The sequence below is a fragment of the Halosimplex pelagicum genome (assembly GCF_013415905.1).
Taxonomy (GTDB): domain Archaea; phylum Halobacteriota; class Halobacteria; order Halobacteriales; family Haloarculaceae; genus Halosimplex; species Halosimplex pelagicum.
Genome location: NZ_CP058909.1, coordinates 4049084 through 4075725, shown reverse-complemented (window position 1 = coordinate 4075725; position 26642 = coordinate 4049084). Strand labels below are relative to the sequence as shown.

The following is a 26642-nucleotide window of genomic DNA, read 5'->3' as shown; positions in this document are numbered from 1 at the left end:
GAGCGTATATCCCCGATTTATAGCATGGGCGGTCGATTTATAGCACGACAAATCTATCCCCTCGCAGTTGTACAAGCGTTCTGTCTCCTGGGTCTCTGTCTCCCCACGGATCAGTACGTGTTTTTCAGTATACACTATTGCCTGTCGTGGAGTCGGTGCTAGTGCGGGTAGTCATTTTATCCAGATTTTTGACGCCGGGAAAAAGTCACACAGTACTGACGTTTTTACGCACCCGTCTCAAACGCTCGGTACTCGAAATGCAAGCAGACCACACCGCATCAGATTCAACCGAGAACCTCGCTGACATCAACGCGTACAGTGTCAACTCGCACAGAGAGGAGGGTCTTTCATCATTCTCTCAGCCAGAAAACACAGTGTACCAGTCACGCGGTTGCTCGCCTGACGTGGTGGAACACGTCCACCCTGCGGCGGCAGTCGGGCAATCACTCTTCTTGGGTGCAGGAAAAGACTCACAGATCGCGTCACTCACCGCACCTATTGAGGAGGTACGGGATCAGGTCGGAACGATCGCCGAAACGATCGAAACCCATCTCAAACGAGACGGCTCTGAACAAGTTCGGGAGACGATCCGAGACTGGAGTGAAGATTGTGCTGTTGATCGTCCGTTCGCAGTTGCCGCTCGATACGCTACGCTGGCTGTGCTCCTGAAATCAACACTCTATGAGTGGTACGCGCACCGAGGTGACTTGCCATTCTTGAATGGGAATCTACGAGACGCGTTCGACGAGGCTGCCGATCGGACAAAGAATCACGCGTTCAAGGACGCGCCGCTGGTCGATATCGCGTGGGAAATCCCTCGTGAAAGAGTGGCTGAAATTAGTTGGTGGCGGCACGGCCTCATGACGGCCGAGAACCCGGCTGATGACCTCGGGTATCTCTTCGAGGAATTGATTCCAGCTGCGGAGCGCAAAAAGCACGGGCAGTTCACGACACCGCGTCGAATCAGCGCGATAATGCGCGAATTAGCAGTTTGCGACGACGAACAAGTACTCGATGCCGGGATCGGAGCAGGCGCGCTTTCAGTTCCGCGAGATTCAACGATGTCCGCACACACCTACGGCGTTGAGCAAAGTCGCCTCGGATTTCTACTGGCGGTGACTTCCCTCGCGCTCGCAGAGCAACCGGGCGTCGTCCACCACAGTGATTTCTTCGACATTACTCCAGGCACGCTCGGTATGAATCCCGATGCTACGCTCAAAAAGGATCTTGATTCCGGAGATGTCGATATTGTGCCAGGGCAAGTGGATGCTGCCATCGGGAATCCACCGTACGTCGCTAACAGAAACTTGGAAAAGGAGACAAGGCACTACCGTCAACATCTATCCGCGTTCGGGAAACCCAACAAGACCTCTTACCTGGACGGAGAGAAGAAATTATCCGGGCGGAGTGACCTGTTCGTCTATTTCATAACGCACGCCACGCAATTCCTGGTAGATGGTGGGCGACTCGTCTATCTTCTCCCAACGAAATGGATGGAGACGCAGTACGGGCAGACACTACAGGCGTTTCTGTTTGACCACTATCAGGTGTCTGCAATCATTCGGTTCGACGACACCGTCTTCAACGACGCACAGGTCAACGCAGTTCTCCTCGTCGCCAAACGATGCGATGACGCGACGGTTCGAAGAAACACGACAACCCGTTTTCTCACGATCACCGGCGAGTTAGCACCAGCCGCGATCAACGACTTAGTTTTCGATGGGTCCGTCAGTGAAGGAGAGAGTACGGAGAGCAACGATACCAGCTCGCACCGAGAGAATGACTATCGAGTCATCACCGTGAGCCAGTCAGTTCTCGAAGAACGAGATGCATCAGACGGGCCACTCACCCAATATTTCCGGGAAACAGGCACATTGCGAGCGCTGCAACAGACGGAAGAACTAGTGTCGCTCGACACGCTCGCATCGGTACAGTACGGGGAGAAAACCGGGCATAACGAATTCTTCCTACTTGACGACGCAGATCTCGACACGTGGCCGTTAGCCGACCGGTTCTATCGGAGCGCGTTGGACGACTTTGGAACAGTGTCCAAGGGTCGTCTTACAGCAAGCGACAGCGACACGTATATTCTCGATATCCATGCGTACATCGAATCACTCGACGACCAAGCCACAGTTGAGAAACCGGATAACTCACGGGCCAAACGCGTGAAACAAGCGTTAATCCAAAACGGGCACAACGCGCTAGTGGCGTACTTAGATCACTGGGCAACGCGGGCTGACAATCCAGGGCAAGACAACGGTGTCTGGTTTGACGCGAGGGAACTCCACGCACCCGATCTCGTCCATCCCTACCGAATTCATCAAAAAACACAGGTCGTCAGGAATGCTGAAGGCTTAGTCCCAACCAATTGTGCGAACGGTATCGATGTCAAACCAAGCGTAGACATGGACGCACTCCTCGGATATCTCAACTCGACTCTCCACGCTGCATTTCTTGAGATGTGGGGGCAGTCAGAAGGCGGCGGGTCGCTAGAAGTGACGACTGGGACTCTGGGACAACTTCCGGTCGCCGACGTGCGAGCGTTCTCTGACAAGGCCCACAACAACGTCGTCACTGCATATCAGGCACTCATCCAAGGAGAAAACTACGCACAAGCCAAACTCGACAAGGCTGTGCTTGACGCGATCGACGCTGACATCAATGCGATGGAGCTCCGAGCAGTCCACAGCTCGTTGATGCACGAAAGGCTCTCAAGCACCTGATCTGATACAAATTGATTCCGATAGGGGTGATACCTGGAACACCTGTACTGAGCGATGCCCGTTTCCCTCTACTGAACAATCTACGAAGTACAACAAGTCGGCCCTCTCTCGATCGTTAGGCTCCTGCCTAACAGTTATCACCGTGATTTCAACAGCCCATCTTCGATGTACTCTGATTCCGTAATCAGGTCTACTGCCTCATCGTTAATTCCTTGAATTGCATCCAAAGGTTGATTGAAACGACTACGAATGCGATAGCGAGCGCACCACCTAGAATTGCTGCAGACCGAATGGTGCCAAGGAGAAACAAGGCGGAAACCACCATCAGGCAAAGTATGACGGTGATTTGCAGATTGTCCCAAACCCCGTCCTTGTTCATAGATGCCAGTTATAGCTCCACCGTCAATAAGTGATCGCTGAGCCCTCGTTGGAGACGCCTCCTTGGTGTGGTACTTCTTTACACTAGCCTTGAGGTTTAAATTCAACTGACCTTATCTCGGTGTGTATGGTCGACGATCAAGATGCTAACCGATCAACTGTGTTCGACAGAAATTCCGGTGAGACCGTGTATCACCTCGATCTAGACCCTGAAGCTGAAGAACTCATAGAGTAGCAAGGCAGAAACCCACGACTGAACAGTAGTTGCCGATTCAAATTGCGGAGTGTTCACTGGGGTGCGACGAGATTGCGGAACTCCCGCTTGAGCCGGTTGTTCAAGCAGTGATTTGAGTAGGCGGTGAGCGAGGAGACGAGAAATTCACGGTGACCGTCAGTCTCGCCAGTACGGAGGGGCGTGCTGACCCGGGTGCACGCCCGAGTCTGCCGCCCCGACGAGGCTTATCCGTACGTCACTGGCCCGAGGAAAACCGAAACGTCGCCGTTGACACTGCTGGTCGCGTTTTCACCCGACGTTGCTCTGAGAGAAGCAGACACACCACGATCCAGAGATTGTACAGCGCCACAGCGAACAGAAAGTAGAACAACCGCACCGCAAACACCGGCGACGTAGTCCGGGGCAGAAACTCACCGATCTTCCGGTAGGACGTTTCTATTCCCCACCGACGCCGATACGCTTGTGCGAGTGGCACCGCTTCATCTGCCGTCCTCGGTCGATTCGTGATCAGACACAGCGAGTCGTCGTCCCGCGAGTGGTGCGGGACGACGACGGGCGTCACCGGCACACGCATCGTTGGTGACTGCTTTCTGACCAGCTCGTAGTCGGTGACGAATTTCTCTTCATCGTGTTCGGCAAGAACGCGCTTTATCCCCGGCGTTTTGGGTGCGCGCATGACAAACTCCACACCGAGATCGACGAGTTCCCCGACTAACTCTACCCGGTAGAGACCACGATCACAGTAGATGCGGGTGATCGAGACGGCCTGACGTGCCGTCTCGATCACCCTGCGGATCGCCTCGATCAGCGACGGTGTGTCGGTCCGAGCAACGTGTTCGGACGCGAGCGTGAACCGCGCTGCCGGCGACACAATGCACAGTGTCACGAAGACGTAGGCGAGATCGGTCCCGCGGTCAGGATTGACTCGTGACACCATCGGTGTCTGCTTCGAGCCGTAATAGAGCCACTCGTGAAGGTCTAGCGCGACTTCGGCGGTGTTCGGAAAGCGACGAGCGTTGCGTGTCTGGGTGATGAACTGCTCGCGGACGCCATCGAACTGAGCGTCGATGGCGTCCGCGTTCAGCCGACCGAGATTGTACAGGAGTGATTTCGCCAGCGGACTCCGGTCTTCGAGGTCGAGATCGTCACCTCTGGTAAGTTGGAGGTGCCTGGCACTGGTGTTGGTAAACTCTCGTTCGAAGCCACTCCGAGTGAGGACTCTGGCGAAGTCCTCACTCGGATAGGTGCCATTGAGCTTCGCTCCGAAGTCCAGGGACGGATACAGCAACGATCCTGCGGCACGGCAGACCTGCCGTGCCTCGGCAGTAGCGACCATACTTGTCGTACGCTACCACTGGAGAAATCCGTCTCTCAGGCACTTCGGCAACTACTGTTTAGGCGCGGGAGGATGTCAAGGCAGAGGTCGTCCACCTCAGCGGTTATAGAGACTGGATAGATTTGGATTTTTCAGAGTGCGAGTTGACACCCGAGCCAGCATTGACATCCTCCTCCGGGTGAAGCCGGAGGAATCCCAGGGTTGGGATAGTAGGGTTTGAAGTCTACCAGTAGTGCCTGCGGTTGGAATCCGTTGGACAAGTCGTACAGGTAGACGCCAGGCTGTGCCAACCAGCCGGTACTTCTATCCTTGGGTATATCTCCTGAAGACTCGGAGTTGCTTTCGTTCAACTCGAAACTGATGTTCTGTGTCCCGTTCACCTCTGCGTTGAACACCACGTCACACGCCTCGCACACGTACAGGCCACGCTCAACACGCTGACTATCATTTTCCCGACCGCACACAAAACCGACTGTCAGAACAAGGTCTCGTATTCGGTGATGGAGGGTGTCCGCAATTCAATTTTGACCCTCCGGGGCGTCACCATTTTGCAAGTCATTAAGTGGGGCAGATAGCTACGGTTCATATGCAATCCGACAGCGCGAGGACAGGCGACCACGCGACACTGCTGATCCAACAACTCGGCCTCCCTGAAGACGACGACCACAGAGACGCCCTCCTCGAGGATCTGGAAACGGCGGTAAAGACAGTACTTGCTGACCACGGACTCGACGCTGACCGCGTCAAGGCTATCGGTGGCCATACGTACACCTCAATCAGCCCTGATTGCCCGGAATGTGGCGACCGGTTGCGATTGATCGAACCGACACTCGGCCCCAACAATGGTGCGTTCGCAACAGCCTCATGCGAATGCGGGTGGCGCGGCGACGCGAATTACCGATTGATAGATTTAGAAGATACTCACCTACAGGCCTCGGACGATGAAGACGCAGCGGGCAGCGAAACTGCCGCAGCTATCCTTGAAGAGACCAGTAGCGTCAGACTGCATGATGTCGAACCGATGTACACGCCGTATTGACCGATAACCCCCTCGTTTGAGTACCGACTTGGACAGCCACGTTCCACAGGTTACATCAACCATCGCTCTAACCGAAGACCGATCAGCAGACGATTAGGACACCAACAGCCTTGCTACAGAACAAGGCGTATCGACGAGACTTACACCAGCACAGCGCCACGTTTGAGGACATACTGACCGTCGAAAAAGGAGGCGCAGCTGCTGTCCGACAGGGGCCAAAGATCGGTTGACACACCAATCTTCCGACCCCCTCAAATCGTTCAATATAGCACCTTTACTGGTCGGAGGGTGTCTCAATGTTAGTGAACTTGAAACGGGCACCCCCGTCGGCCCCTTCGCCTATCTCTGTTTCCCATCCGTGTGCGAGCGCGATTTGATGGATACTCACAAGTCCAGTCCCTGTCCCGCTCTCCTTCGTAGTGTATTCTGGCTCGAAGACCTTTTCACGCTCGTATTCCGGAATCCCTGGCCCATCATCTTCGACGTAGAAACCATCCGCGAGAGAGCCAACTCGAACCGTCGCCGTGTCTTCTCCGTGTTCAAACGCATTGCGGATGAGATTTTCGAACATCCGCTGTAGTGCCATTTCGTCCGCTTGGATCTGAATCCCTTCTTCTACTTCTTTTGTCGCGTTTGCTGTTGCCTGTGACCGCCATGCTTGTTCGAACACAGTTTCTACGTCAACAGAGGATACCTTTTCTACGACACCGCCAGCTTGCATTGCTGTCGTCAGTTCGCCCAACATCTCTGCCGCTCGTTCGATCGATTCATCCGCAGCCTCGAAGTGTTCTTGTTCGCTCGTATCACGAGCCAATCCGAGACGGCTCCGCGCGATTTGTAGGATATTCCCGAGGTCATGTGAGAGGATACTCCCAAACCCTTCGAGTTGGTTGATAGTCGCGTTCAAGGATTGGTTCTGTCGTTTTTGCGAGGTAGTATCGGATAAGACTGCGACAACGTGTTCGATTTCACCGTGTCCGTTCCACAGGGGAGCGGCGTTTATCGAAAGCCAAACAACGTCTCCATCAGGTCGTCGGACACCGTGTTCAATGTCGTATACTGGCTCTCCCGTTTCCCGAACACGGTCGAACGGGAGCGCGTCGGCTGGAATTGAATCACCGTCTTCGTCGACAATATCCCAGTCCGAGTCATTGAAAGTGCGATTCGTTATCTCCGATTCCGAAAGATTCAGTATCGTTTCAGCGCGCTCATTAGCCCGAACAATTTTTCCATCCGCGTCCAAGACAACGATAGCTGCCGGATTAAGGTTAAGAACGCGAGTGAGAAATTCCCGGTTCCGCTGAAGCTCGCGCTCAGTTCGGTGTCGATCAACACTGTTCCGGATACGATTCGCCAGCACCTCATACTGTTCCGTTCCGCCTGCCTTCTGCAAGTAGTCGGTGACGCCGCGACTAATGGCTGTACTTGCGATTTCTTCGCTCCCTTTGCCGGTAAAGAGAATGAACGGAGTCTCTGGGTGAGATTCTTGAACCTGTTCCAAAAACTCTAAACCATCCTCTTTCGGCATATCGTAATCGCTAACGACACAATCGATATTATTCTCCTGTAGCCGGTTGAGTCCGTCCTCGGCACACGACTCTGTAACAACCTCGAACGCCTCATCTCCACGTTCGAGAAACGCCTTGACGAGCCCGCTAAAATCGGGCTCATCGTCAACATGTAGAATACGAGTGGTTTTACCCGGCATAGCGAGTATCACGTTAGGCTGATATTTTAGAGACTAACGGAAGCCAGTGTTGTTAACCCAAATCCTCAAACAATATGAGAGGGATTAATCAAGCAGATTGAACGAGCTGATCAGAGACCGGTTGGTCATGGTGGGACCTGTCGAAATGGAGATACCCAGTTCGGTTGAGACACTGTTGATTCGGTATCTTCCTGTTGAAAATGTCATAAGAACGGTAAGAAAACAGGTCAGTTCGTTCAGGGGAGTTTGGACTGAATCAATCGTTCAATACGCAGACGTACTGAGCTGGTGATTCATCTCCAGCAGTCTTGAAATCAATCGCCCTTTAGACAGCTCTATGACGCCCTACATGTTGGTAAGCCAGGTTTCGAATCCTTCATTTCGTCCCCCTCATCAATAGCTCCAAGCCATTGATCGGGAATCCGTGAGGCCCCGAACCGCGCGCCAGCTACCGCGCCTGCAATCGCCTCGGTCGTACCGCTATCGCCACCGCGGTTCACCTCTCGGTCGAAGAGGTCAAATCGTCACTCGTCGTCTTTGTCGAGCATCAGCGTGGCCCCCAGTGACTCGTATTTGGCAACCGGGTTCTCAACAGTCTCATACCCATGAGCGCGCAAGAGGTCACGCAGTATTTCGAAATCACGGCGGGTGGGAACGAGCAGGTCGATATCACACGTCGCGTTCTTCAGCTCACGGAACGTCATCGCACCGCCGCCCATGAGATACACCGTCATGTCGCTATCCAGGCCATCATCAAGCCCTTCGAATTCCGTTTCAATCGCGGCTTTACCGCTCATTCGACGCATCTACACAGTCACCCCGTATTGAGAGGCGAGCGAGGTCACGTCTTCCCACTTCGGGTATTGGGCTTCATCAGGCCGTGATTTGCCATTTGTTTCGACGAATCTGATGAGTTTCTCTACCATGTCTTCGATCCGGTAGTACCACGCACTGTGTCGCAATTCATCACGCGACACGTCTCCGGCGGCTACGAGTACCGCACAGTAACTCAGGTTTCGCGTGTCGGCTTCTGCGAGGAGCGTGTGCACGATTACATCTTCCACAGTGACTTCATCCCGGAGTTCGGAGTAGAAATAGTGCGGTGCGCCGGCAGCAAACAGGTCAAGACCGAAGTCCCTGAACCGAGGGATCCCTGTCAAAGACCAGTTTTCTTGACTCTCGAACCGGTTCCCGATGGTATCGAGAGATTCGCCCTGTGCTGTGATGAGTGCCTCATTTGGTCCGCTCCAGACGACAGTCGCAGCCGCAAGCAGTGAACGAGCGCGTTGTTGGTGTTCATACCGAATGACGGTCTGGGCGAATTCCGCAAGCCCAGTCAACTCGTCTGTGAGGGTGTACCTATCCTCGTGTTTCGTGATGAAACCACGGGAGAGCAGTGTTTCCAATAACTGGTAGATGCGCCGCCGTTTGAGAGTGACATGAGGCACGATCTCGCTCACGGCTGTGGGTCGGTCAAGGAACCAACACACCCGGAGCATCGAGGGGGAGATGATCGATGGGAAATCGATGTGTGAGTGATTCGCAGAAAGTCTCTGGAACCCCTCGTACACCGGGGTATGCACTGTACGAACCTGTTTTTCACGGTTCTGGCGAGTTGTCGTAACCAACCCTAGTTCTTCGAGATGGGCCACGCGTTCAGACACATAGCTGGAACTGTATTCGGTGCTGTTGCTTAGCTTAGAGATGGACACTGAGGAAGGAATCGATGTGAGAAGCCGGAGATCGACTTCAGTCAACATCTAACTGTGCAATAATAGCGTACTCGTGTATAAAAAGATTCGCTATCAGTGCACTCACTGGAGTTGAAAACGAATTGTTGATCTAGCCACGCTCGTACGCTCACAGGGCACCCAGTCCTGCGAGACCAACTAATATCGAGAGAATCTTGTCTCGAATTGAATTCACTCAATTCATCGATCGGGGCCTGAAGAATTCACTCTCTTCACGGACCTCTCCACTCTCTTTGCCTCGGCCGCCACAAGCAGTTCCGTGAGACTGTGAAATATAAACACGAGAACATGACGGGTATTCCAGACACCCCCCCGTTATATCGCACCGACAAGTCTCACTGTTCTCGATAATTCAAGACACACCCCCTCCCGATGCACAGTAATCAATCAAATCTGACCTGTCACGCTAATTGCGGACACCCCCCGTCGTCGCCCGGATACGTATAAAAATACATTTGAGGTATCCGCGGTTAAGCTGGTGCCGATCCCCGACGGCCCACTGGAGAAGTTGCGAGCGGCGGCCGTGTCCAACGAGCTTCGTGAGGCGTCACTTGCGGATCTCGAAGAAGCATCCCGCGACGAGGCACGCGGACAGACGACTGAACTATTATATTTGATCGGTGCCCAGGGCCTAGACTAACACTGGTCTGGATTGTATTAAACAACCATCATGATGTTTTCATATTCCAGGGACGGGGGGTGTCCAGAAATACTATCAAGAGACTGTTTGGATCTGGCGAGCCCCTAGATCTATGAAGAGCGTACGCGATTCACTCCCGCCCTGCTCGCTCCTCGGTTCCGACTGAACGTCGGAACACTCGTCGCTTACCGGAAGGGCGGGATTCTCTCGCTGAATCAAGATAGAACGATGTCGTCAGGACGGGATCGCAGTCGTTGGGATGGGGAACGATACGTCAGGTCGCATGGAAAACCTGTTCGGTAGCGACGCCTCTGTTGCGGTGACTGACGAAGCCTTCGCGGACCGGCTGCTAGACACCTATCGAGCACAACTGATCCAAACGAGCTGATGCTGATCGGCCAGTGAACGCCGTGTTCGGTCGCCAAATAGGGAAATACCTAACACGTTGTCTTCAAATGACTATCGTATGCCGGCGAAATCGGGCGCCTCACATGCACTCGCTTCCTTCACAACCATCCTTCTCGGGGCCGTTATAAGCAATTTTCTGAACGCACATTCGGCATTGCTACGTGAGTTCTCGGCGCTAATCGGCCGATTTGCCACGACAACTACCGGCGTCGTCATCTCTGACACAACCGCTGGACTTCTTGTCATCACGACGATCCTCTCGTTCGTATGGGGAGTCGCATACCACGTGACCAGACACTAGCTCTCTTGGCCAGTGAATCCGTCAGTCTGGTTCGTTCGAGAGGATGATACCGACGAGTCGCTCATGTGGTGGCAGCAAACGATTGGCTCTATTGTCATCAGGATCAGGCTTAGGAGCCACAGTCACTCGTTTTGAGAATTACTCGAAGAACACAACCTCTCTCAAGAGTGTTCGCTGGCATGAAAACTTACGCAACTTCGGGCTATGATACATCCCTTCGACGCCAAGCGAGGCCATTGATGAAGTCTGACTGCCCGCAGTTGGTGACCGGTGAGCAAGAATTGGAGGGCAAAGGCCGCGAATGGAGGGGGGCCGGTTTTGTGGACCTCTTCCGCGTCGATTTCAATCCCGACCTGGGCGAGGAATTCATTGTGCCCCCCAGAGAATCGTGGCCTTCGAGGCGACGGCTTCGAGCCGGTGGCGATGCAGATGTGTGCGACTCGTCGATCTTGGAGACGGTTTGCGGCTGGTCGAGATAGTACAGCAGTTTGAAGTCTTCTCGATCAACAACTCAGGGAACTCGATGTGGGGGTGCTGGCGGACGAGGTCCTGATGGGATTCGACTGCGCCAGCATCCGACGGGACGACTCGTTTTCGTCGGGTCACGTTCCATCTAGACGAGTCCTTCTCGTCGAGGTCTGCGACGGCACGAGAGCCGGCACTATCGTCTTAACCAACAAAACTATAGATTGGCGGACCTTGTTGGTTAAGACGGAGCGGCTGATGTCCTACGAACTACCGAGCCCACCGGCGAACCTTCCGACAGAGATCGTCAACACGCTCAACGAGTCGACTCCAGAGCGGCTCCGAGACGTTGCTACGTACGCTGAAGCGCTAGCCGAGCACAAGGAAGGAGAATCTCGTCTCGAGAAGTCAGCGGACCAAGACGAAGTAGAGGAGCGACCAGATGACCTCCCGGACGACGTACCATCCAAGGCGACGATCACAACCAAGGAGATCAATGATAATCGCTACTACTACTGGCAGTGGCGTGATGGAGAGAAGATTCGTTCCCAGTACAAAGGCCCGGTCAACCCGAACGAGTAAGGCTCGAGGAGAGAAGACCCACCCTACGTTTCCATCGTAACTGAAGGTCGGTGGAGAAGGAAGGCCAATATAGATGAGACACACCCCCGCGTTTCCGTCGTTTCTCCACGATAACGTAGGGAGATACTAGGATTAGCCACGTGGACTCGCAACTATATTCAGAATGTGCGGGGTTCCGCTATCAGTTGTCGCACAAACGCGCGCCGGTGTAGATATCATCCACCAGACTGAACGATAACCCCGTTCGCAGCTGCAATCACATTTCGTTCAGGGACAATTGCTGCTGTTGTCAATTTCGGCACCAAGTTGGGCTCTATATTCTCCTCGGTTGCGTCTGTGACCGATTCATCTTCATCAGGGGAGCTTGGTTTCCAGACACTGAAGTCGACTGGGCAGGGTAGTTCGACCGTTCGTTCGTCGGTCCCGTCACCGGTCTCAATGACGACAATTGCTCCATCATTGTTCCATGATTGTGTCTTGACATCCCCAACAGCCCCTGTGACCGGTACTCCGACGCGCTGTCCGTCAGAATTGTACGCGACGTAGTCCCCTGAGTGGGAACTCACGTACAGTTTGCGGCGACGAGCTGCCCGCTCAGCATCCTCAACCTTGATCACATCCATCGTCTCCTCATCGCTAACGATGATGCAATACTCCGTATCTCGCCACAGGATGCGACCAACTCGGTCGGCACGGTCGCGTGGTGCTGGGAGGTACTGCTTCCGAGCTTTCACAATCGCGTCTTTCGGTGCGTACTGTAATGCCCGTAACTTGCTCCGTCTGGTCGGACTGCCTGGGTCATACCGGGTGTTATACCACTCAATGCCGCAGTCACTGTACTGCTCAATGTGTTCTTGCAGCGACTGGGACTGAGTTGCCACCCGTGCCAGACCTTTTTCACGGACAATGCTTCTATTCTTCCGTGCTCGACACGGTACTGAACCAGTGTGACTGTCCACAGCGAGTCGCGGGATCGTGCTCCCACACTTGGTACACGTGACTTCCTCCATCATCTCGTTGTACCAGCTGTTCACTTCTACTTCAGTAGACGCTTGGTTGAGTCCCTTTGACTCGATAACTCGGTCGATTTTCCGGGATCGAATCTGCTTACTATACGTCCGCGATCGACATTCAACAGCCCACAACTCCGACGCAGTCCACTGCTCAATATGGTTTTCAAGTACCGTCGGATCGACCTGTTGTTGATCCAGTCCAGCAGCCCGTAACAGGTCAGCAGCCGCCGCAACTGAACCGTCCTCGCCAACGGCTTCTAATTGAATTATTTCCGTTCGGTACATATTCGGCGTTAATTCTTGATCTGACATACTATCGCAACAAAATATGGAAGATCCCGTTGCTTAAAAACCCTCACCCGCAAATCGCACCGCTATCCGGAGATTATCGAATGCACAGGTATGGCCGGCGTATTTAAAGTGGTTTGGGTGCTATCGAACCACTCCATATTCCACAGATGACCCACTCCACGGCACAAACAGTCACGACACTCAAGATGTGACTGCTCGTCAGTGACCCACGACTGAAGTCGCGGGCTTATTATCACGCGGACGATAATGACATCGATCGGTGTTCTCAAGAAACTGTGGAAGCAACCGGTGCAGAGAGCAGTCTCTGAAGATGAGATTGAAGAGTGGGCACCTGAGGGCTCTCTCCAAGCATGAGTGATTTCGAAGATCGGATCGAGAAGATCGCAGAGGAAATCAAGGAAACATCCGTTGCGGCCTCACGGGCCGAAGACAGTGGCGACACGATAGAAGCGGGCAAGAAGTACAAACAAATAGGGGTCCTTGCCGACCAAGGACTCAAACTATTGGTGGAGCACGAGGCATCGAGAAGTAGAATTGATGACTGGCGGAAGTACAAACAAGAACACAACGAACACGGTACGAAGCTGTTGAAAAACGGGGAAAGCGACGTAGAACCGGACCCGTTCAGATTAGACGTCTTGACGCCAAACTTCGCCGTCATAGTCAAAGACGGTGATTCTGAACCGGAGACATTCAAGGGGGCGGTTGACCCGTCGACCGGCGAGCCAGAACTGGATGAGAATCCAGCTTGGGAACCAAACGTCTCTGTCGCAGGACTCGGCCCCACTGGCGCGAAAACTGTCGAAATGATTGAAACCGGGACATCTGCACAGATCTATACGTCTCCACGTCCCAACGATGTGGCGGACAGTGATTTCCTGTTTATATCCTGTGATTTCCGTGAACCCGGAGTAGAGAAACAGGCTTTCGACCTCTTGGAGACTGCGGGAGATGATACCTGTACCGTGCTCTTCTCAGAAGGCCCTACCGAGAACCTGAAGGACCTCATCGACCACACCAATCTCTTTTTCCCTGTAGCCGTGGCCGAAGGCGATCCACGCTGGTTTCTCTCAGCTACAATTGCGGATCTATTCGAGGCTATGTTGAGGCCTACACTTCGAGAACTGGGGAAAGGCGACATCCTGAGCGTGACCGGAGAAAACAGACTAGGGAGGCTGTTCATCGACGACCTTGCCGATACGAGCGAGTTGGGCAACCTCACACCAGGATTTGAGGATGAAACTGTCGACGCCAAGCTACTTTTCGTCTGCTACGACGGTCCGTACCCGGCCCCGGATGTAGAGCGAACAATCAGGGAGTACGACCGGCCTGACGACGCCGCCTACCTCTGGGATCCACGGACTCATTCTCGGTATCAGGGCAGAGCGCACATCAAACGCATCGAGGTCTCCGACACCGACCGAGAAACAATGGTCCGGTTGCTACGAGGCGGGCGCGATTCGACCGAGCGCTGATCAGAACAGTTTCTCCACTCCGTCCTCGAAACAGGCCTCCAGAAACAAGCTGATTGTGTCCTCGTCCACAACCTCCTCCACCGTCTTCATATCGTGCATTACTGCTTCAGACAACCCGGCTAAGGCCTTCCAACAACTGCGTTCCCGTCTCGCTTGGTCGCTGGAGATCTCTTGGACTGATTCTACATCATCGTGCTTCTCCACGATACTGTTGAGGCCGGTGCGGGCGGCATCACCGAAGAGATCAATGGCGTCACCAGCGACTGCAGAATTCACATCAAAGGCTTTTCTCAAGCCGTCGACTGCTGCCAACCGGGTCTCCCGGTCACTGGAGGAAACAGCTTTCTCGTAGATCTGCATAGCCCTTCCCCAATCTTCTTCGCTGCTGGCCGCTGTGTAAGCCAGCGCTAAGGAGGCCTGCAATGCCACGCGAAGGTCTGCCTCCGTGACCGCGTCTTCGAGGATATTCCACGCCGTCTCAGCCGCTTCAGATTCAGTGCAGGCAATTCCTTGAAGCGAGTCTGCGGCCGAGCGGCGTTTACTCCGGTACTCTGATTCCTGAACTCCGTGGCCGCCGTTCAAGATTTCCTCAAGTTCGTCGACAACAAGATCCAGAGTCATTTCAGTCACCCTCCAACCGGCTCATCCGCACGAGTTCTACATCCTCGGAAGAGGCGCTGTCCAGCATCTCTCTCCCGTTCTCGACTGCGGTGTTGAACGAGTACCCCGGATGGAACCCCTGTTTCGAGGCCTCCGACGCGAAGCTTCGGATGTCCTCAACGGTACAAAACACTGAACAGGGCCTGTTCTCAATCAAAATCTGACCTGTGAAGTCAACCGGCTCCTCTACCTGATTCATTGTCTCCTGAGCGGCCTCTAATTGTCGGACAGTATCCTCTAGCGACGCTTCTTCTCCGAACTCCTGCTTCAACGGGGCAGCGACGATGACATACTCCGGCTCCAAGGCCTTCACCTTATCTTCGCCCTCACCGGTTTTCTGAAGTTGCAGCTCCGTCGCGCGCTTGAAAACATCTCCTGACCCTGTAGCGAATCTTCCGAGCAGTCGGGACTCTACCCTCAACGCCTTGATGTCAGAGGGTGACAAGTCGTTCTCCACCAGTTGCCCGACCAGTTCACTCGTTCCCCGGGGCGAGAATTGCTGATAGCCACCCTCCAAAATCAAACTACTGGCGTCACTAGGCAAGTCCCTTGACCCTACATCGTCGACGGGTACTTCGTGGAGGATCTCTGGTTCACCTTTCATCGTCCGCTCTCCAGACGGTCACGGATCTCTCTTGGAAGACCTTCTTTGTTCACCTTCGAGGACACGGACAAGCCCCACCCTCAACGAGCGAAGTCGTCAGATTGAGCGAAGTAGGGTGGAGTAGTTGACTATCTATAAAGCCTGAGTCCGTTCCAAATCCGGATTTGCCAGTTTCTTTTGTAGGTATTTGAGACCAGCGTCTAATTCAAGCGGTTCTCCCTTGGCGGCTCCCGCACTCATGTAGACCGGTGTTGCTTTAGCCGTTTCTGCAATTTTTGGCCCACAGAATGACGCGATGACGGCTGGATCTGTCCATTAAGTAGGAACGAAAGTTGGTTTCTGTGCCGGTCTAAGATGATTTCTCGGAGAAACGGGTGTGCGGGATCGAACGATGCGCTCGTTTGGACGGGGTAGTCGCTAACGATGGTGAACAGTGCGACATCAAGTGTCCGGTGACAGAGAAATTCAGACGGCTGTAACTACATGTCAGGGTGTCCGTCCTGTATCCATTCCTCACTGCGGGAACGCCAACCGGAAGCTCAACAAACAACTGGCAACGGCACTGGTAAGGACTCTTCTCCACAGCGAGTGAATCTCCATCGCCCATGACTTCCCGTTCATTGGCCACGTGTATTCATCATTCTCTATTCAAGATGTGCAGGGCCCCACCGTGAGTCGTCACACCAATGCGATGGTGTGAACTGCCTCGGGGTCAAGCCCCGAGGCACTCGCCCTGCTCCGCCTGTAGATACTACCCACTGGACGGAACGACAATCCCATTCGCAGCCGTAATCACAATTCGTTCAAGAACAATTGCTTCTGTTGCCAGTTTCGGCACCAAGTCGGGCTCTCCAGTATCCTTGGTCGCGTCTGCGGTGGATTCACCTACATCGAGGTAAATTGACTGGGGTGTCAGTGAACAACCAGTCATTCCACAGAGAAACCCCAATCAGCGTCACAGACAATCACGAACCTCAAGATCTGACGGCCCGTGAACTATGATCTCGTTTCGATGAATGTAGCGATCCGATCCGGTGAAAGACCGATCTCTGAGAGAATAACGATATTACAAATAACACCGAGGCTCTCTGACCGCAGGTGCAACGCAGAGGATGAGTTCTGAGTTCCTTCGAACAGAGACTCTATACTGGACTGAGAATCAGAAATCCGGTCTGTCAGCCGGTCGGATGCTTTGGTGACCGTGTCGGAGTGCTGATCAAGTATTTCTTCTAGCTGCGCGTCAAACGACTTCTCTGACCCTTCACCGATGAGCGCTTTTATTGTATCATAGCTGGCCTGTGGCTCCTCAAAGTCAGTATGAGCAAGCGACGATCCACTGGTTTGATTTTCGCGTATCTGAGTACGGTAATAGACTTCAAGCGTCGCACGCCGGAGAAGGTACGTCGTCATAAGATCCGTGTCATCGTAAATCGTTTTGAAATAAATGTGGAGCACCGGTGCTAACTCATCAAACGACTGGATCCAGGTGTCTAAGAGTGACTCGAATACATCTTCTATATCCGGTAATAAGAAGAGCAACTCTTGACGGTGCGGCTGGTCGGAAATTGCGGCATCAGCGGAGCTGTGCGTTAGAATCTCCACTGATGCTTCAGGTTGCTCGCCTTCTGATTCGTAGTAGCCTGTAATCTCGATCGGTTGAATCGGTTCTTGTAATCCCAACGCGATGAAGAACCGTATCTTACGAAGGACTGATTTTCCCTGAGAAAGTGAAATCGGCTCTTCATCCAATCTTGGACCGACTTCTATTGATGTGGTCTCAGAGAATTTAACCGAGGAACTCTGTTCCTGCTGAACTGTAATCCCTGGGTCCAGATACACTCTAAATTCATTAGAAACAACGGTCTCAGAGTCGGGGTACGTATAGTCCGCTCGCACGATAGATCCTGAATCCGTGCGTTCAGTTTCACGGTTATTCTCTCTCCCGTCTGGACCCGGGTTGAAGTCTATATTGAGGCCGCTCCGCGAGAACCATCGATGAAATGCCTCAACTTCCATGCCAACGGACTCAAGACGAATATCTTCGTGGAAGTGTTCACCGATCAGCGCTGTTGAAACCGCGAACGTCTCCGGACGAGTGACTTCAGACCCGTATGTTACTTTCTCAAACGTTTGATGACACTCGTCAAGTGTTACGCGATCACCGTCATCAGTAATCCCAAATATCCGATCAACTACTTGCGGTTCCTCTTCCTCACTGATTCCAAATGCATCCGACTCACTTTCTCCGAGCGAATCGAAAACATCTAACTCCAGACCCTCAGCCGTATGGTACGAGAGGACGCCACCGACGGTTCGGTTCTCCTTGTTTCCTGGCAACCACCAGTGGCCACGTAACTCACGCTGGTCGTGCATCTAATTCATCCTCGCGCGGACGGTCATGACGTCGATCTGCAGTGGAAAACGACACTTGATCCCGCGCAGGACCAGCATTAGCACCATGGAGAGTGCGAGCGTTCACAGATTCAGCGCTGACCCTCACCACCGGCCCGGTGGCACGGCCCTCAAACGGGTCTCGAAGAATTTGTACGTCCGTAAGTTCCGCCTCACGGTCAGATTGGCGCTGCTCACGCAGCTCTGCAGCCGTTTCGGCGTCGAATTCATCGAAAATCCCGTCTACATCGCAATAATAATTCGTAACCACTGTTCTGACCTGCGAGAGCCTCTCACGGACGAGCGTCTCCGCACCTGCCCTCATCGCTTGCTCTTTGGAACTTGCCGGATTATGACGAGCACGTCTCATTGCCTCGCGCATCGTGTGATCGCTCAATCCTTGGCAGAACCGTACAGCAAGCGGACACAACTCATCCTCACCGAGCAATTGAAGCATCTCATCAGATAGCACCTCCGTGAGCTCAGCCGCAACACAAGCCTGAAAGAGCTCACGGAGCGTGTCGATTTGGCGGTCGTACCACGAACGCTGGGCTGCGTTGTATAGAACCCGGGGGTTCTTTCTACGCAGGTCCTCACCTTGTTCGCCAGCGTCCAAACTCATCGTCCTTACCCGAGTCTTAGATTCCGACACTCAAAAGTGTAGTCCTCTACTGGCATATCGCCTCACACGGTCTATAGACAAGCGAATACCGGCATATATCGCTATTTCGCTGTCGAGTCAAAGTCAATTGCCATCCCACACTCACGATAACCGTACTTCTCCATCAGTGAGGAGTTTGAGCGACTCTTCGACAGTCGGGGACTTTTCTGGGATATTGTCCGCTACTTCCGCGTACCAGTCACTGACCCTCTCAACACCCTCAGCGGTCGTAACCAATAGTTTCTCACGGGAAAATGGTTCATCTTGAGAATACCCTTGTATCCGCTCGTGGGCTTCCTGTAAAAGCCCAATGAACGTGCTAAAGCCACGCTCATCCGGCCGTGGAAGCGGGTCGAAGAATTCTTCAATCGAATAGCGGTGTTGAATCGTCCCCTCTTTCTGATTCGGCGGTTTCAGGAGCACCGCCGCCTCTTCAGCGGAGAAGTCTGCTGTGACCGTCCCGAGAACTCTACACTCTCCATCGTCTGTAAGTAGTCCAGTATCGTCAGCGTGCTCAACAATATAATCGGGAGTGAGAATGATGTCCGTCACATCAACCTGTTTCTCAACCACAATCGGGCTATATCCTGCAGCGTTCGCCTCGCTCGGAGAGTAATTATTGAGAACCGTCGCTGGAACTGAGAACGACCGTTGAGATGAGTTATCAATTGCGGCAGCCAGCACGTGCGGAATGTCATATCGGTCGCTGAGACCCCGGTACAGACGGAATTGCTTGTCCGTTACCTCGCATTCCTCACTCACTATAGCAAGCGAAACTGATTGGGATAATCCATATAACATCCACGCGCACCGACATGCATCATCACCCCAATCCGTGTCGACAGCCTGTTCTAGTCGACTCTTCAAACCCGAGGGGTCGTCATGAGGACTGTTCTCTCCTACGATCTGGGCGAACAGCGATTCCTCACGACCCATTGCCTGAACGTCGCCAGCCTTCCATTCCTTCAAATCTCCCCACACAGTAGAAATCGTCTCTATGCTAAATTCATCAGCGAGAGCCGACGAGATCTGTTGCCGTTGAGCGTCGTCAAGACGATTAAACTCCTGCGGTGGAGCATATCCATAGACAACAGAGTCCTGCTGAAAGAGATTGACAATTGACCCTTCAGGCAACCAGTGCTCATCAGTCTCGTGCATACTCAATGCTCTACGGTGGAAATCCGTACATAGAATCTCTAACGGACCCACCATAAACTTGCATCTCTCAAACGCACTACCCACCGAACCCCCCGTTATGGCCTTCGATCCAACAGTCCTCACCGTGCCCTTCCCAAGAGTCGAATCTTGACGGAAACTCCACGACGTGACCGAGACACGCTTCAATCCCCTCGAAACTTTCAGCCTCACCATTCGACATACCACTGAATTTCCTGCCCACCCCAATGTAGCACAGGGATGAATCCTGAATCGTTCAGGAGCGTCGTAAAATACGACTCTGTTTTGTTCGTGTCGTCCTCAAGATTTGGCAGCTCTCTACCATACAGGCTTCATGACGTGCTAACGTAGGGAGCAATTCTGACTACTCTCCGAGCCTATGACCGGCGGTGAATGAGTCTGGTGCGCAGGTAAGTTGGTTGTGTTGGCACCATTGACAGTGCTCGCCCGCAGTGTACTGACTGAACGAGAACTCCGCAATGCGGTTCATCGATGCCGTCACGTCGTCCCTGATCGCTTCGAGGTCATCATCACAGAATGTTCGGGATTCGATCTTTGGCCCGATATCACCGACGTAGGCATATCCAGCGCGTGTCACAGGCTCATCGTACAGGTCACGACACGCTAACAGGTAGATTGGGAGTTGCTTGTCCTCCTGTAGGTCGCGGTGGCGCTCGGTCGCCTTGTAGTCAATGACGAGAAGGTCGTCGCTCGGTGTTCTATAGACGGCGTCGATATAGCCGACGAGCTCGTGCCCATCGATATTGAGTTCGAACTCTCGTTCCGCGTCGATAATCTCGTAATTGGGGAGATTCAACTCGAAGTACCGGTCGATGCACTGTTTTGCCGCCGGAAGCACGTCTTCAGCGCGGCGTTGACTGGCAAGTCGCTCACAGATTTCGTACCACTCCCCTTGGTGTTCCACGTCTTGATTTGCAGCTTGCTCTGCGGTGTCGTGGAACAACAACCCGATTGTACGTTGCGATATGCCACCCCCAGAGTTGCTTGTGGTCTCCTGGTAATCGGAGAACGCGTTGACAACGTACTCTAAGTAGTGACTCCGCGGGCATTCTTCGTAGGCCGACAGCGATGTGTAGCTGTGCGAGAGCGATGGCGACGGTGTCGACGGGCCAGTCAGTGACGCAACCTGGAGTTTCTCCTGTTCGGCTCTCGGTGACAGATTCCCGTTGAGGATATCCGATGCGAGGTTTACTACGCGGTTGCGTGCAACCTCCACCGCTATCTCTTCCCCATCGTGCTTGATGGTGCCGCCGACATTTCCGACGGTCTCACTGGCCAGCGTATTCGTCCAGTCTACTGCCTCGCTCGGGAGACGCTCTTGTACATCGGCCCAGAGTGGGAGGTGCCCTCGCTTTGGTTGCCATGGGATTCGAGATGGGAGCATTTCGTCAACCATCTCTGAAACCGAATCCCCGTCCTCTGCCTCGTCGCCTTCCTCGCTCCCACCCTGCAGGACGAGAATGTCTTCGGCACGCGTGATCCCGACGTGGAACACGCGGCGAGTCTCACGAGCATCTCGCTCGACAAAGTCCTGCGCGAACGCTGCTTCCGCGCCATCTGAGAGGCTGGTTTCGAGTGCATCGTAGGTCCGTGAACTCGGAGCCCATTCTTCAGACGTGACTTGTGGGATGAGGACGACCGGGAAGTCCAGGCCCTTGCTTTTGTGGATCGTCATCACGTTGACCGCGTCGCCGGCGACGTCCGGTTGACTCGTGGGTGTGGAGCCACTTTCGTCGAACAGAGAGTCGTAGTGTTCGAGCGAGTCGATGAACTCAGGGGTGAGCGGTGGTTGGACGGCACTGTCCCCGTACTGCTTGATGACATCCTCTAGCTGGGCGAGGTCTCGGCGCTCTTGCTCGCTGAGGTACCACTCGATGTTCGTGCGGTCCATGAGCTCGCGGTACAGATGGCTGAGTGACGCTGAGTCACGGAGTTTGAATAGTTTCGTGGCGTGCTCGCGGGCTTCTGCCACGCGGTCGGGCTCCTCGAACTCGTCGAGTGGTGTCTCCCGGAGCGTATCCACGAGCGGGTCGTCGCCTGCATTGAGCGTGCGGAGGTCTGCGTCGCATAGGCGGTACCGCATCAGGAGGACGCGGTTCCAACTCACCTCGTCGTCCGGCCGTGCGAGTGCTTTCAGGTAGGCAGTGACGGTTCCGACGCCGACTGATTCCGTGGCCAAATCGCCAGCAACCTGGTACGGGATGCCAGCGTCTTCGAACTCATCGATGACAGGTGTCGCATGGTTGTTCTTCCGGACGAGGAGAGCAATGTCGCTTGGATCGTACGCCTCATCGAGGTTCTCTGCTGCACCACTCAATAAATTCTGGACAACGGTACGAAGTTGGGTTGCACCGTCGGAGTCGTCGTCTCCATCCGGTAGTTCGACGGTAGCGATGGTGTCTCCGTTGTATTCGGGCTCGTCGACGCGAGTGAGCGTCTTGTGCCGTTCACGGTGGTCGAGTTTCTGAATCGCCTCGTTCGCTAGGTTGAGAATTGGTTGTCGGGAGCGGAAGTTCTCTTCAAGCGGTTCGTCGGTGAGCGCCGCGAACGTTTGGTCCAGTTCGTCGGTGATGTTGGCGACGTTCGCGCCGCGCCACTCGTAGATTGCTTGGTCGTCGTCCCCGACGACGAACAGATTCTCGTCAGTGACGAGTGACGTGACGAGGTCGAACTGGAGTCGATCCGTGTCTTGGAACTCGTCGCAGAACACGTAGTCCCACCGCTCGGCGATTTCTTCGCCAACCGGAGAATCCATCAGCGCAGCTGTCTCGACAACCAGGCCGTCGAAGTCGATGAGATTGCGTTCGTTCAGTTCTCGCTCGTACGCAGCATACCCTGCGGTGAGGTCTCGGGCAGTAAGACAGTCGGAAACGAACGAGTCGAGGTGGTCCGTGAGTTCAAGGTCCAGATCGTCCGGGATCCCTTTCGGGGCACCGCTAGCGTACCCTCCGAACAGGTACTTCGGGAGTTTGTACGCGTTATCTGGCAGGTCACGCTTACCATCTTCGTAGGCTTCGAACGCGATTTCAAGCGCATCACACAGGTCGATGAGCCGGTCGAGGAAGTCCCGGGCGCTGGCTTCGATTCCGTCCGTCCCTAATGCGTCGCGTTCCGCGGCGAGCTCTTCACGCACGTCGGGGAGTGAGTCCAGCACGCTTGACACGGACCGGCCGCCGAGATGGTCGCTGGCAATTGTTTCGATGCGCTCCGGAAGGTCGGCGAGCTCGTAGACACGGTCGGCGGGTCCGAGGAACGCGTCGATGTCGTTTGGAGAGATGCCACTGCGTTTCATCGACCCGATGAAGTTGAGCAGCTTCGACGCGGCTCCGGACGCGTACCCGTCGCTGCCGTACACGTTGGGTTTGACTGACCGGTACTCGATGTCGTCGAGAACATCCAGCACAATAGCGTACTTCTCGGCATCCGTAGCAACCTCGAAGTCCGGGTCGACCCCGGCTTCGTAGGCGTAGTCGGTGAGGATATCGTTACAGATCGAGTGGTACGTGTACGCGTCGATGTCGTACCCTGCTGTCCCGAGTTTCGCGTTTAGCTTCTCCCGCATCGAGTCCGCCGCGTTGTTCGTGAACGTCAACGCGAGAATTCGGTCCGGCGAGACGTCTTCCTCGTCGATGAGGTGCTCGATCTTCCGCACCATTGTGAACGTCTTCCCCGTTCCGGCCCCGGCGAGCACACGCATCGGGTACGCGTCCGAGTCGATAATCGACTCCTGTTGGGGCTCCGGTGAGACATCTGCTTCCGGCACCGGAAACCAGGACGGGTACTCGACCTCGTCGCTCATCGTTGCACCTCCGTGGACAGTCGGTCAGCACACATTTCTCGATAGTCGCAGTCCGGGCACGCCTCCTCAGTGATAAGGTCGAGCAGATCCGGTTCGTACGCTTCACCCGTAATGCCATCGTGGGCGTCCCGGATGAGGGTCCAGATCGTGTCGTAGTGGTCCTCGTAGATTTCCGTGGTTTCTCGAGGCCAGCCACGCGCGGACACGTCGTATCCGCTTGGAGTGCTCTCGAACGACGTGCTGTTGAGGAGGCCGTAGAAACTGAACCGAATCTCCATCCCGTCTTCGTAGAACGGTTCATTCTTCACGCCTTCGACGTACGTCGCCGTCTGGAACGCGTTCCGTACTCGCTTCGGTTCGTGGGCCTCTCCGTCGAGATGGTCGCCAAGGTACTCGGCCGTCCCTGACGAAAGAATCCCATTCGTGTTCCGCTTGTAGTCGAAAATGTGGAGTCCGTCGTCAGTCCGGACGACGTTGTCAGCTTTCCCGTGGAGTTCTCGACCATCCACTTCGCACTCTACCCAACATTCCGTAGCGACCGAGTAGCGAGCGTGCTCGATCCCGTCACCGCCGTCCGGATCGAAGAACGATGCGATGGCAGCGTGGTTCTCAGCTCGCTGGTACTCCTGATGCGCGGCAGATTCGTAGTCGTCCGGAGTACTGTGTTCGTCCCACTTCGCATCGAAGACCTGCAGCGCCCGGTTGTGTATTGTCTCCGGGTCATCATTGCGGTCAGTCGCGTTACACACGTCTTCGATAGTCTCGTGGTAGACCGTTCCCTGGTTGAGATACAGTTCTCTGCGGTCCGGCGCGTTCACGTCTTGTGTATAGCGGTAGTCGTACAGGCGCGGACACGTCGCGTAGTTCGCTAACCGCGACGGGGAGAGCGATGAACTCATCGCCGCACCTCTCCGTTAGCGAATTCGACACGTGCATGCAATGCTTCTCGGAGCTCGTCTCCTCGGGAGCCGCTTTGTTCGAGTAGGTCCTGAATCTCTCCGAGTTCCGCTTCGACCTCGTCAAGCGACACTGTCACGTCCTGACTGTTCGCGCGACGTACCTCCGCGAGTGCGTCGTCAACCCGCGACAGTAGGTACTTTTCCGCCGCTTGCTCACTCGTGATGTGTGGCTCATCGGCCTCGGTCACCCACGGAAGATCCTCATACGCTGCTGTGAGGAACCGTGATGCCTGCGTACGCTCTTCGAGTGCCGTGTCTTCGTACTCGTAGAGACAACAGTATAGCCGCTCCGCCGCCGCACCCGCACCGACAGCCAACCGTCGCCGTGCATGTTCCGTGTGGTACTGTACGAACGGTTGTCCTGATGCTGTCGACGTCGTCGGGAACGTTGCCTCCACATCCGCTCTGTCGAGGTCCGTAACACCAGGGTAGTCCGGAATTGACGCGACTCGATCGGTTGGGAACAGCCGTGTCTGGAAGGGTTCACCTGGGTACTCACTGTCGACAAGATTCACGAGAAAGACCGCGCGGAAGGACTCATTCTTAATCGCTTGCAAGTGATCAACGCGGACGCCGCCGTTGAGGTCTGTCGCGCTCGTCTGATTCTGCTGTGGTGCGTACTCGTGGGCGCGTTCGAGCATCTCCTTGAAGGACTCCCACGTCGCATCCACGAACTCGGTTTCTTCGAGGAACTCGGCCATGCGGAACGCACGCCGGACGTTCCCGAACTGCGCCCGTGCATCCAGTGGGGTCGCCCGATCCGCGATCCGCTCTTTCAACCCCGAGTCCGTCGCCCACCAGTGGATCGCGTCTTCGAGGCTGTCCATCTCGTCGGCACGGTCTAAGCGCTCCGTATCGAATTCCGGACCGTGGTCGGGTGCATCATCTTCATCGTCGGCGGCGAGATACCGAACGGCCGCGAGGAGTTCCCGGATCGCAGGGTCGTCACCGAACCCGGTGACGGTTGTCGATTCTGTTGGAATCCCGGTGCCTTCGAGCGCCTCGATAATGTCCGTCACAGCACTGCCGCTTTGCTTCGTGGCAACAGCGATGTCGTCGTAACTCCAGTCTGACTGCGTGACGAGTTCTTCTATTTCGTTCGCAATCTCGGCGAGTTGTTCGTCACTGGTGTCTGTAGCGAGGACAGACACTGACCCGGATTCTGGCTCTTCCGCGACCGTTTTTTCGGCGAAGTACGCTGCCGTCGCAGCTGGTCGGGTCGACGGCACCCCTGATCCCCTACGTCGGGACTCGCTGAACGTGACGTAGTCCGTGACTGGCCGGGTCTCGACCCACGTACGGCGCACACTCGCGTTCTCTTCGGCGACACATACAAGATCGCAGTCTCCCGTGAGCGCGTCGAGGTATGCGCGGTCAAGCGGGAAGAACTCCTCAAACTCGACTACGAGCACCGCATCAAAATCGACGACAGCGTCGCGGGCATCCCCGGTGAGAACATCAAGCGCTTCCGAGATGAGCTGTCCCCGTTCCATGTGGTCGTGCTCGGCGAGCCACTCGTGGAACGCGTTGAGCGCAGCCGTGATGTCACGGAGTTCCGGAGTTTCGTCGGGCGTGATGGTCTGCCAGGAGATCGTACCCATCACGGTATCCACGTCCTCGATGAACGACGGCTGTTCAGACGCCCGTTGGAGGTATTCCGTTTCCCACTCGTAGTCTGCGAGGAACCGGTGGAGGAGTTCTCGTCGGAGCGTGTCGGAGAGAATAACACGGTCATCCGTCTGATTGAGAACATCAGTCGCGTGCACCACGAGCGACGTTACGTACGGCGTCGCCGCGCCTGATAGTTCCTCACCCAAGGTCTCACGGAACGTGTCTGTACTCGTCGGCGCACCCGTGATAACGAGGATATCCTCAGAATCGTGCTCGTCGAGAAGCGTTCGGTATTCCTCCTGCGCTGTCCGTTCGACGTTTTCGCCGCCGAATGGTACTGTGATTAACGTCCCGTCGAACCGCCGATGATATGAGTGGTCAGACATGCCTA

18 protein-coding genes and 3 pseudogenes are annotated in these 26642 nt (G+C 54.8%); 4 read left to right on the top strand and 17 right to left on the bottom strand.

The annotated features are described in order from the left end of the window. Nucleotides 1-257 precede the first annotated feature (257 nt). Entirely contained in the window at nt 258-2726 is a 2469-nt protein-coding gene (locus tag HZS54_RS20355; RefSeq protein ID WP_179918879.1) for an Eco57I restriction-modification methylase domain-containing protein, read from the top strand. A gap of 190 nt (nt 2727-2916) precedes the next feature. Here the strand turns inward: HZS54_RS20355 and HZS54_RS20350 are convergent, their stop codons facing one another. From HZS54_RS20350 to HZS54_RS26755, 3 genes and pseudogenes are all read right to left on the bottom strand, one after another. Further along, on the bottom strand, nt 2917-3105 hold the full coding sequence (locus HZS54_RS20350; RefSeq protein WP_179918878.1) for a hypothetical protein: 189 nt from the start codon (nt 3103-3105) through the stop codon (nt 2917-2919). A 469-nt stretch (nt 3106-3574) separates the two neighbouring features. Then, nucleotides 3575-4675 (bottom strand): transposase, encoded by a 1101-nt coding sequence (locus tag HZS54_RS20345; protein ID WP_179918877.1) that lies wholly within the window; start codon nt 4673-4675, stop codon nt 3575-3577. Between the two features lie 212 nt (nt 4676-4887). After that, nucleotides 4888-5139 (bottom strand): annotated as a pseudogene (locus HZS54_RS26755) (transposase family protein); the annotation flags it as partial. A 122-nt stretch (nt 5140-5261) separates the two neighbouring features. Here HZS54_RS26755 and HZS54_RS20340 point away from each other — a divergent pair. After that, nucleotides 5262-5714, top strand: a complete 453-nt coding sequence (locus HZS54_RS20340) for a hypothetical protein (RefSeq protein ID WP_179918876.1) — start codon at nt 5262-5264, stop codon at nt 5712-5714. 274 nt (nt 5715-5988) lie between these two features. On the opposite strand, the gene HZS54_RS20335 is transcribed toward HZS54_RS20340, so the two are convergent. From HZS54_RS20335 to HZS54_RS26605, 5 genes and pseudogenes are all read right to left on the bottom strand, one after another. Next, nucleotides 5989-7422, bottom strand: coding sequence for a response regulator (locus HZS54_RS20335; protein WP_179918875.1), 1434 nt, complete (start codon nt 7420-7422; stop codon nt 5989-5991). Nucleotides 7423-7757: 335 nt separating this feature from the next. Further along, nucleotides 7758-7922: pseudogene (locus tag HZS54_RS20330) on the bottom strand (ADP-ribosylglycohydrolase family protein); the annotation flags it as partial. Between the two features lie 24 nt (nt 7923-7946). Continuing rightward, complete coding sequence (locus HZS54_RS20325) at nt 7947-8219, bottom strand: hypothetical protein (protein ID WP_179918873.1); 273 nt, start codon at nt 8217-8219, stop codon at nt 7947-7949. A gap of 9 nt (nt 8220-8228) precedes the next feature. Beyond that, a complete protein-coding gene (locus tag HZS54_RS20320) occupies nt 8229-9182 on the bottom strand; it encodes a hypothetical protein (RefSeq protein ID WP_179918872.1) in 954 nt (317 codons plus the stop codon). A 1600-nt stretch (nt 9183-10782) separates the two neighbouring features. Beyond that, nucleotides 10783-11176 (bottom strand): annotated as a pseudogene (locus HZS54_RS26605) (transcriptional regulator TrmB); the annotation flags it as partial. Nucleotides 11177-11245: 69 nt separating this feature from the next. Between HZS54_RS26605 and HZS54_RS20315 the strand changes: the two are divergent. Beyond that, complete coding sequence (locus HZS54_RS20315; protein WP_179923088.1) at nt 11246-11569, top strand: DUF6788 family protein; 324 nt, start codon at nt 11246-11248, stop codon at nt 11567-11569. A 215-nt stretch (nt 11570-11784) separates the two neighbouring features. On the opposite strand, the gene HZS54_RS20310 is transcribed toward HZS54_RS20315, so the two are convergent. Further along, the gene (locus HZS54_RS20310) at nt 11785-12867 is read right to left on the bottom strand and encodes a hypothetical protein (RefSeq protein WP_179918871.1); all 1083 of its coding nucleotides are present in this window, start codon (nt 12865-12867) and stop codon (nt 11785-11787) included. 377 nt (nt 12868-13244) lie between these two features. On the opposite strand from HZS54_RS20310, the gene HZS54_RS20305 reads away from it, so the two are divergent. Next, nucleotides 13245-14369 carry a hypothetical protein gene (locus HZS54_RS20305; protein WP_179918870.1) on the top strand — a complete coding sequence of 375 codons (1125 nt, stop codon included), beginning with the start codon at nt 13245-13247 and terminating at the stop codon, nt 14367-14369. On the opposite strand, the gene HZS54_RS20300 is transcribed toward HZS54_RS20305, so the two are convergent. From HZS54_RS20300 to HZS54_RS20265, 8 genes are all read right to left on the bottom strand, one after another. After that, entirely contained in the window at nt 14370-14990 is a 621-nt protein-coding gene (locus HZS54_RS20300) for a hypothetical protein (RefSeq protein WP_179918869.1), read from the bottom strand. Nucleotide 14991: 1 nt separating this feature from the next. Next, nucleotides 14992-15633 carry a hypothetical protein gene (locus tag HZS54_RS20295; protein ID WP_179918868.1) on the bottom strand — a complete coding sequence of 214 codons (642 nt, stop codon included), beginning with the start codon at nt 15631-15633 and terminating at the stop codon, nt 14992-14994. A gap of 996 nt (nt 15634-16629) precedes the next feature. Next, nucleotides 16630-18006 carry an ApeA N-terminal domain 1-containing protein gene (locus HZS54_RS20290; protein WP_179918867.1) on the bottom strand — a complete coding sequence of 459 codons (1377 nt, stop codon included), beginning with the start codon at nt 18004-18006 and terminating at the stop codon, nt 16630-16632. Further along, nucleotides 17990-18646, bottom strand: coding sequence for a hypothetical protein (locus HZS54_RS20285; protein WP_179918866.1), 657 nt, complete (start codon nt 18644-18646; stop codon nt 17990-17992). The genes HZS54_RS20290 and HZS54_RS20285 overlap by 17 nt, the downstream gene beginning before the upstream one ends. 141 nt (nt 18647-18787) lie before the next feature. Next, on the bottom strand, nt 18788-19843 hold the full coding sequence (locus tag HZS54_RS20280; protein ID WP_179918865.1) for a hypothetical protein: 1056 nt from the start codon (nt 19841-19843) through the stop codon (nt 18788-18790). Nucleotides 19844-20225: 382 nt separating this feature from the next. Then, nucleotides 20226-23681, bottom strand: a complete 3456-nt coding sequence (locus tag HZS54_RS20275) for an ATP-dependent helicase (RefSeq protein WP_179918864.1) — start codon at nt 23679-23681, stop codon at nt 20226-20228. After that, nucleotides 23678-24580, bottom strand: coding sequence for a RecB family exonuclease (locus HZS54_RS20270; RefSeq protein ID WP_179918863.1), 903 nt, complete (start codon nt 24578-24580; stop codon nt 23678-23680). Before HZS54_RS20270 ends, HZS54_RS20275 begins: the two co-directional genes overlap by 4 nt. After that, nucleotides 24577-26637 (bottom strand): PD-(D/E)XK nuclease family protein, encoded by a 2061-nt coding sequence (locus HZS54_RS20265; RefSeq protein ID WP_179918862.1) that lies wholly within the window; start codon nt 26635-26637, stop codon nt 24577-24579. Before HZS54_RS20265 ends, HZS54_RS20270 begins: the two co-directional genes overlap by 4 nt. Between the last annotated feature and the right edge of the window lie 5 nt (nt 26638-26642).

Coding starts and splice junctions, on each gene's coding strand:
- HZS54_RS20315 (WP_179923088.1), top strand. CDS start 11,246: ATGTCCTACGAACTACCGAGCCCACCGGCGAACCTTCCGACAGAGATC.
- HZS54_RS20280 (WP_179918865.1), bottom strand. CDS start 19,843: ATGCACGAGACTGATGAGCACTGGTTGCCTGAAGGGTCAATTGTCAAT.
- HZS54_RS20275 (WP_179918864.1), bottom strand. CDS start 23,681: ATGAGCGACGAGGTCGAGTACCCGTCCTGGTTTCCGGTGCCGGAAGCA.
- HZS54_RS20325 (WP_179918873.1), bottom strand. CDS start 8,219: ATGAGCGGTAAAGCCGCGATTGAAACGGAATTCGAAGGGCTTGATGAT.
- HZS54_RS20295 (WP_179918868.1), bottom strand. CDS start 15,633: ATGAAAGGTGAACCAGAGATCCTCCACGAAGTACCCGTCGACGATGTA.
- HZS54_RS20285 (WP_179918866.1), bottom strand. CDS start 18,646: ATGAGTTTGGACGCTGGCGAACAAGGTGAGGACCTGCGTAGAAAGAAC.
- HZS54_RS20300 (WP_179918869.1), bottom strand. CDS start 14,990: ATGACTCTGGATCTTGTTGTCGACGAACTTGAGGAAATCTTGAACGGC.
- HZS54_RS20345 (WP_179918877.1), bottom strand. CDS start 4,675: ATGGTCGCTACTGCCGAGGCACGGCAGGTCTGCCGTGCCGCAGGATCG.
- HZS54_RS20335 (WP_179918875.1), bottom strand. CDS start 7,422: ATGCCGGGTAAAACCACTCGTATTCTACATGTTGACGATGAGCCCGAT.
- HZS54_RS20350 (WP_179918878.1), bottom strand. CDS start 3,105: ATGAACAAGGACGGGGTTTGGGACAATCTGCAAATCACCGTCATACTT.
- HZS54_RS20320 (WP_179918872.1), bottom strand. CDS start 9,182: ATGTTGACTGAAGTCGATCTCCGGCTTCTCACATCGATTCCTTCCTCA.
- HZS54_RS20355 (WP_179918879.1), top strand. CDS start 258: ATGCAAGCAGACCACACCGCATCAGATTCAACCGAGAACCTCGCTGAC.
- HZS54_RS20305 (WP_179918870.1), top strand. CDS start 13,245: ATGAGTGATTTCGAAGATCGGATCGAGAAGATCGCAGAGGAAATCAAG.
- HZS54_RS20290 (WP_179918867.1), bottom strand. CDS start 18,006: ATGCACGACCAGCGTGAGTTACGTGGCCACTGGTGGTTGCCAGGAAAC.
- HZS54_RS20265 (WP_179918862.1), bottom strand. CDS start 26,637: ATGTCTGACCACTCATATCATCGGCGGTTCGACGGGACGTTAATCACA.
- HZS54_RS20340 (WP_179918876.1), top strand. CDS start 5,262: ATGCAATCCGACAGCGCGAGGACAGGCGACCACGCGACACTGCTGATC.
- HZS54_RS20310 (WP_179918871.1), bottom strand. CDS start 12,867: ATGTACCGAACGGAAATAATTCAATTAGAAGCCGTTGGCGAGGACGGT.
- HZS54_RS20270 (WP_179918863.1), bottom strand. CDS start 24,580: ATGAGTTCATCGCTCTCCCCGTCGCGGTTAGCGAACTACGCGACGTGT.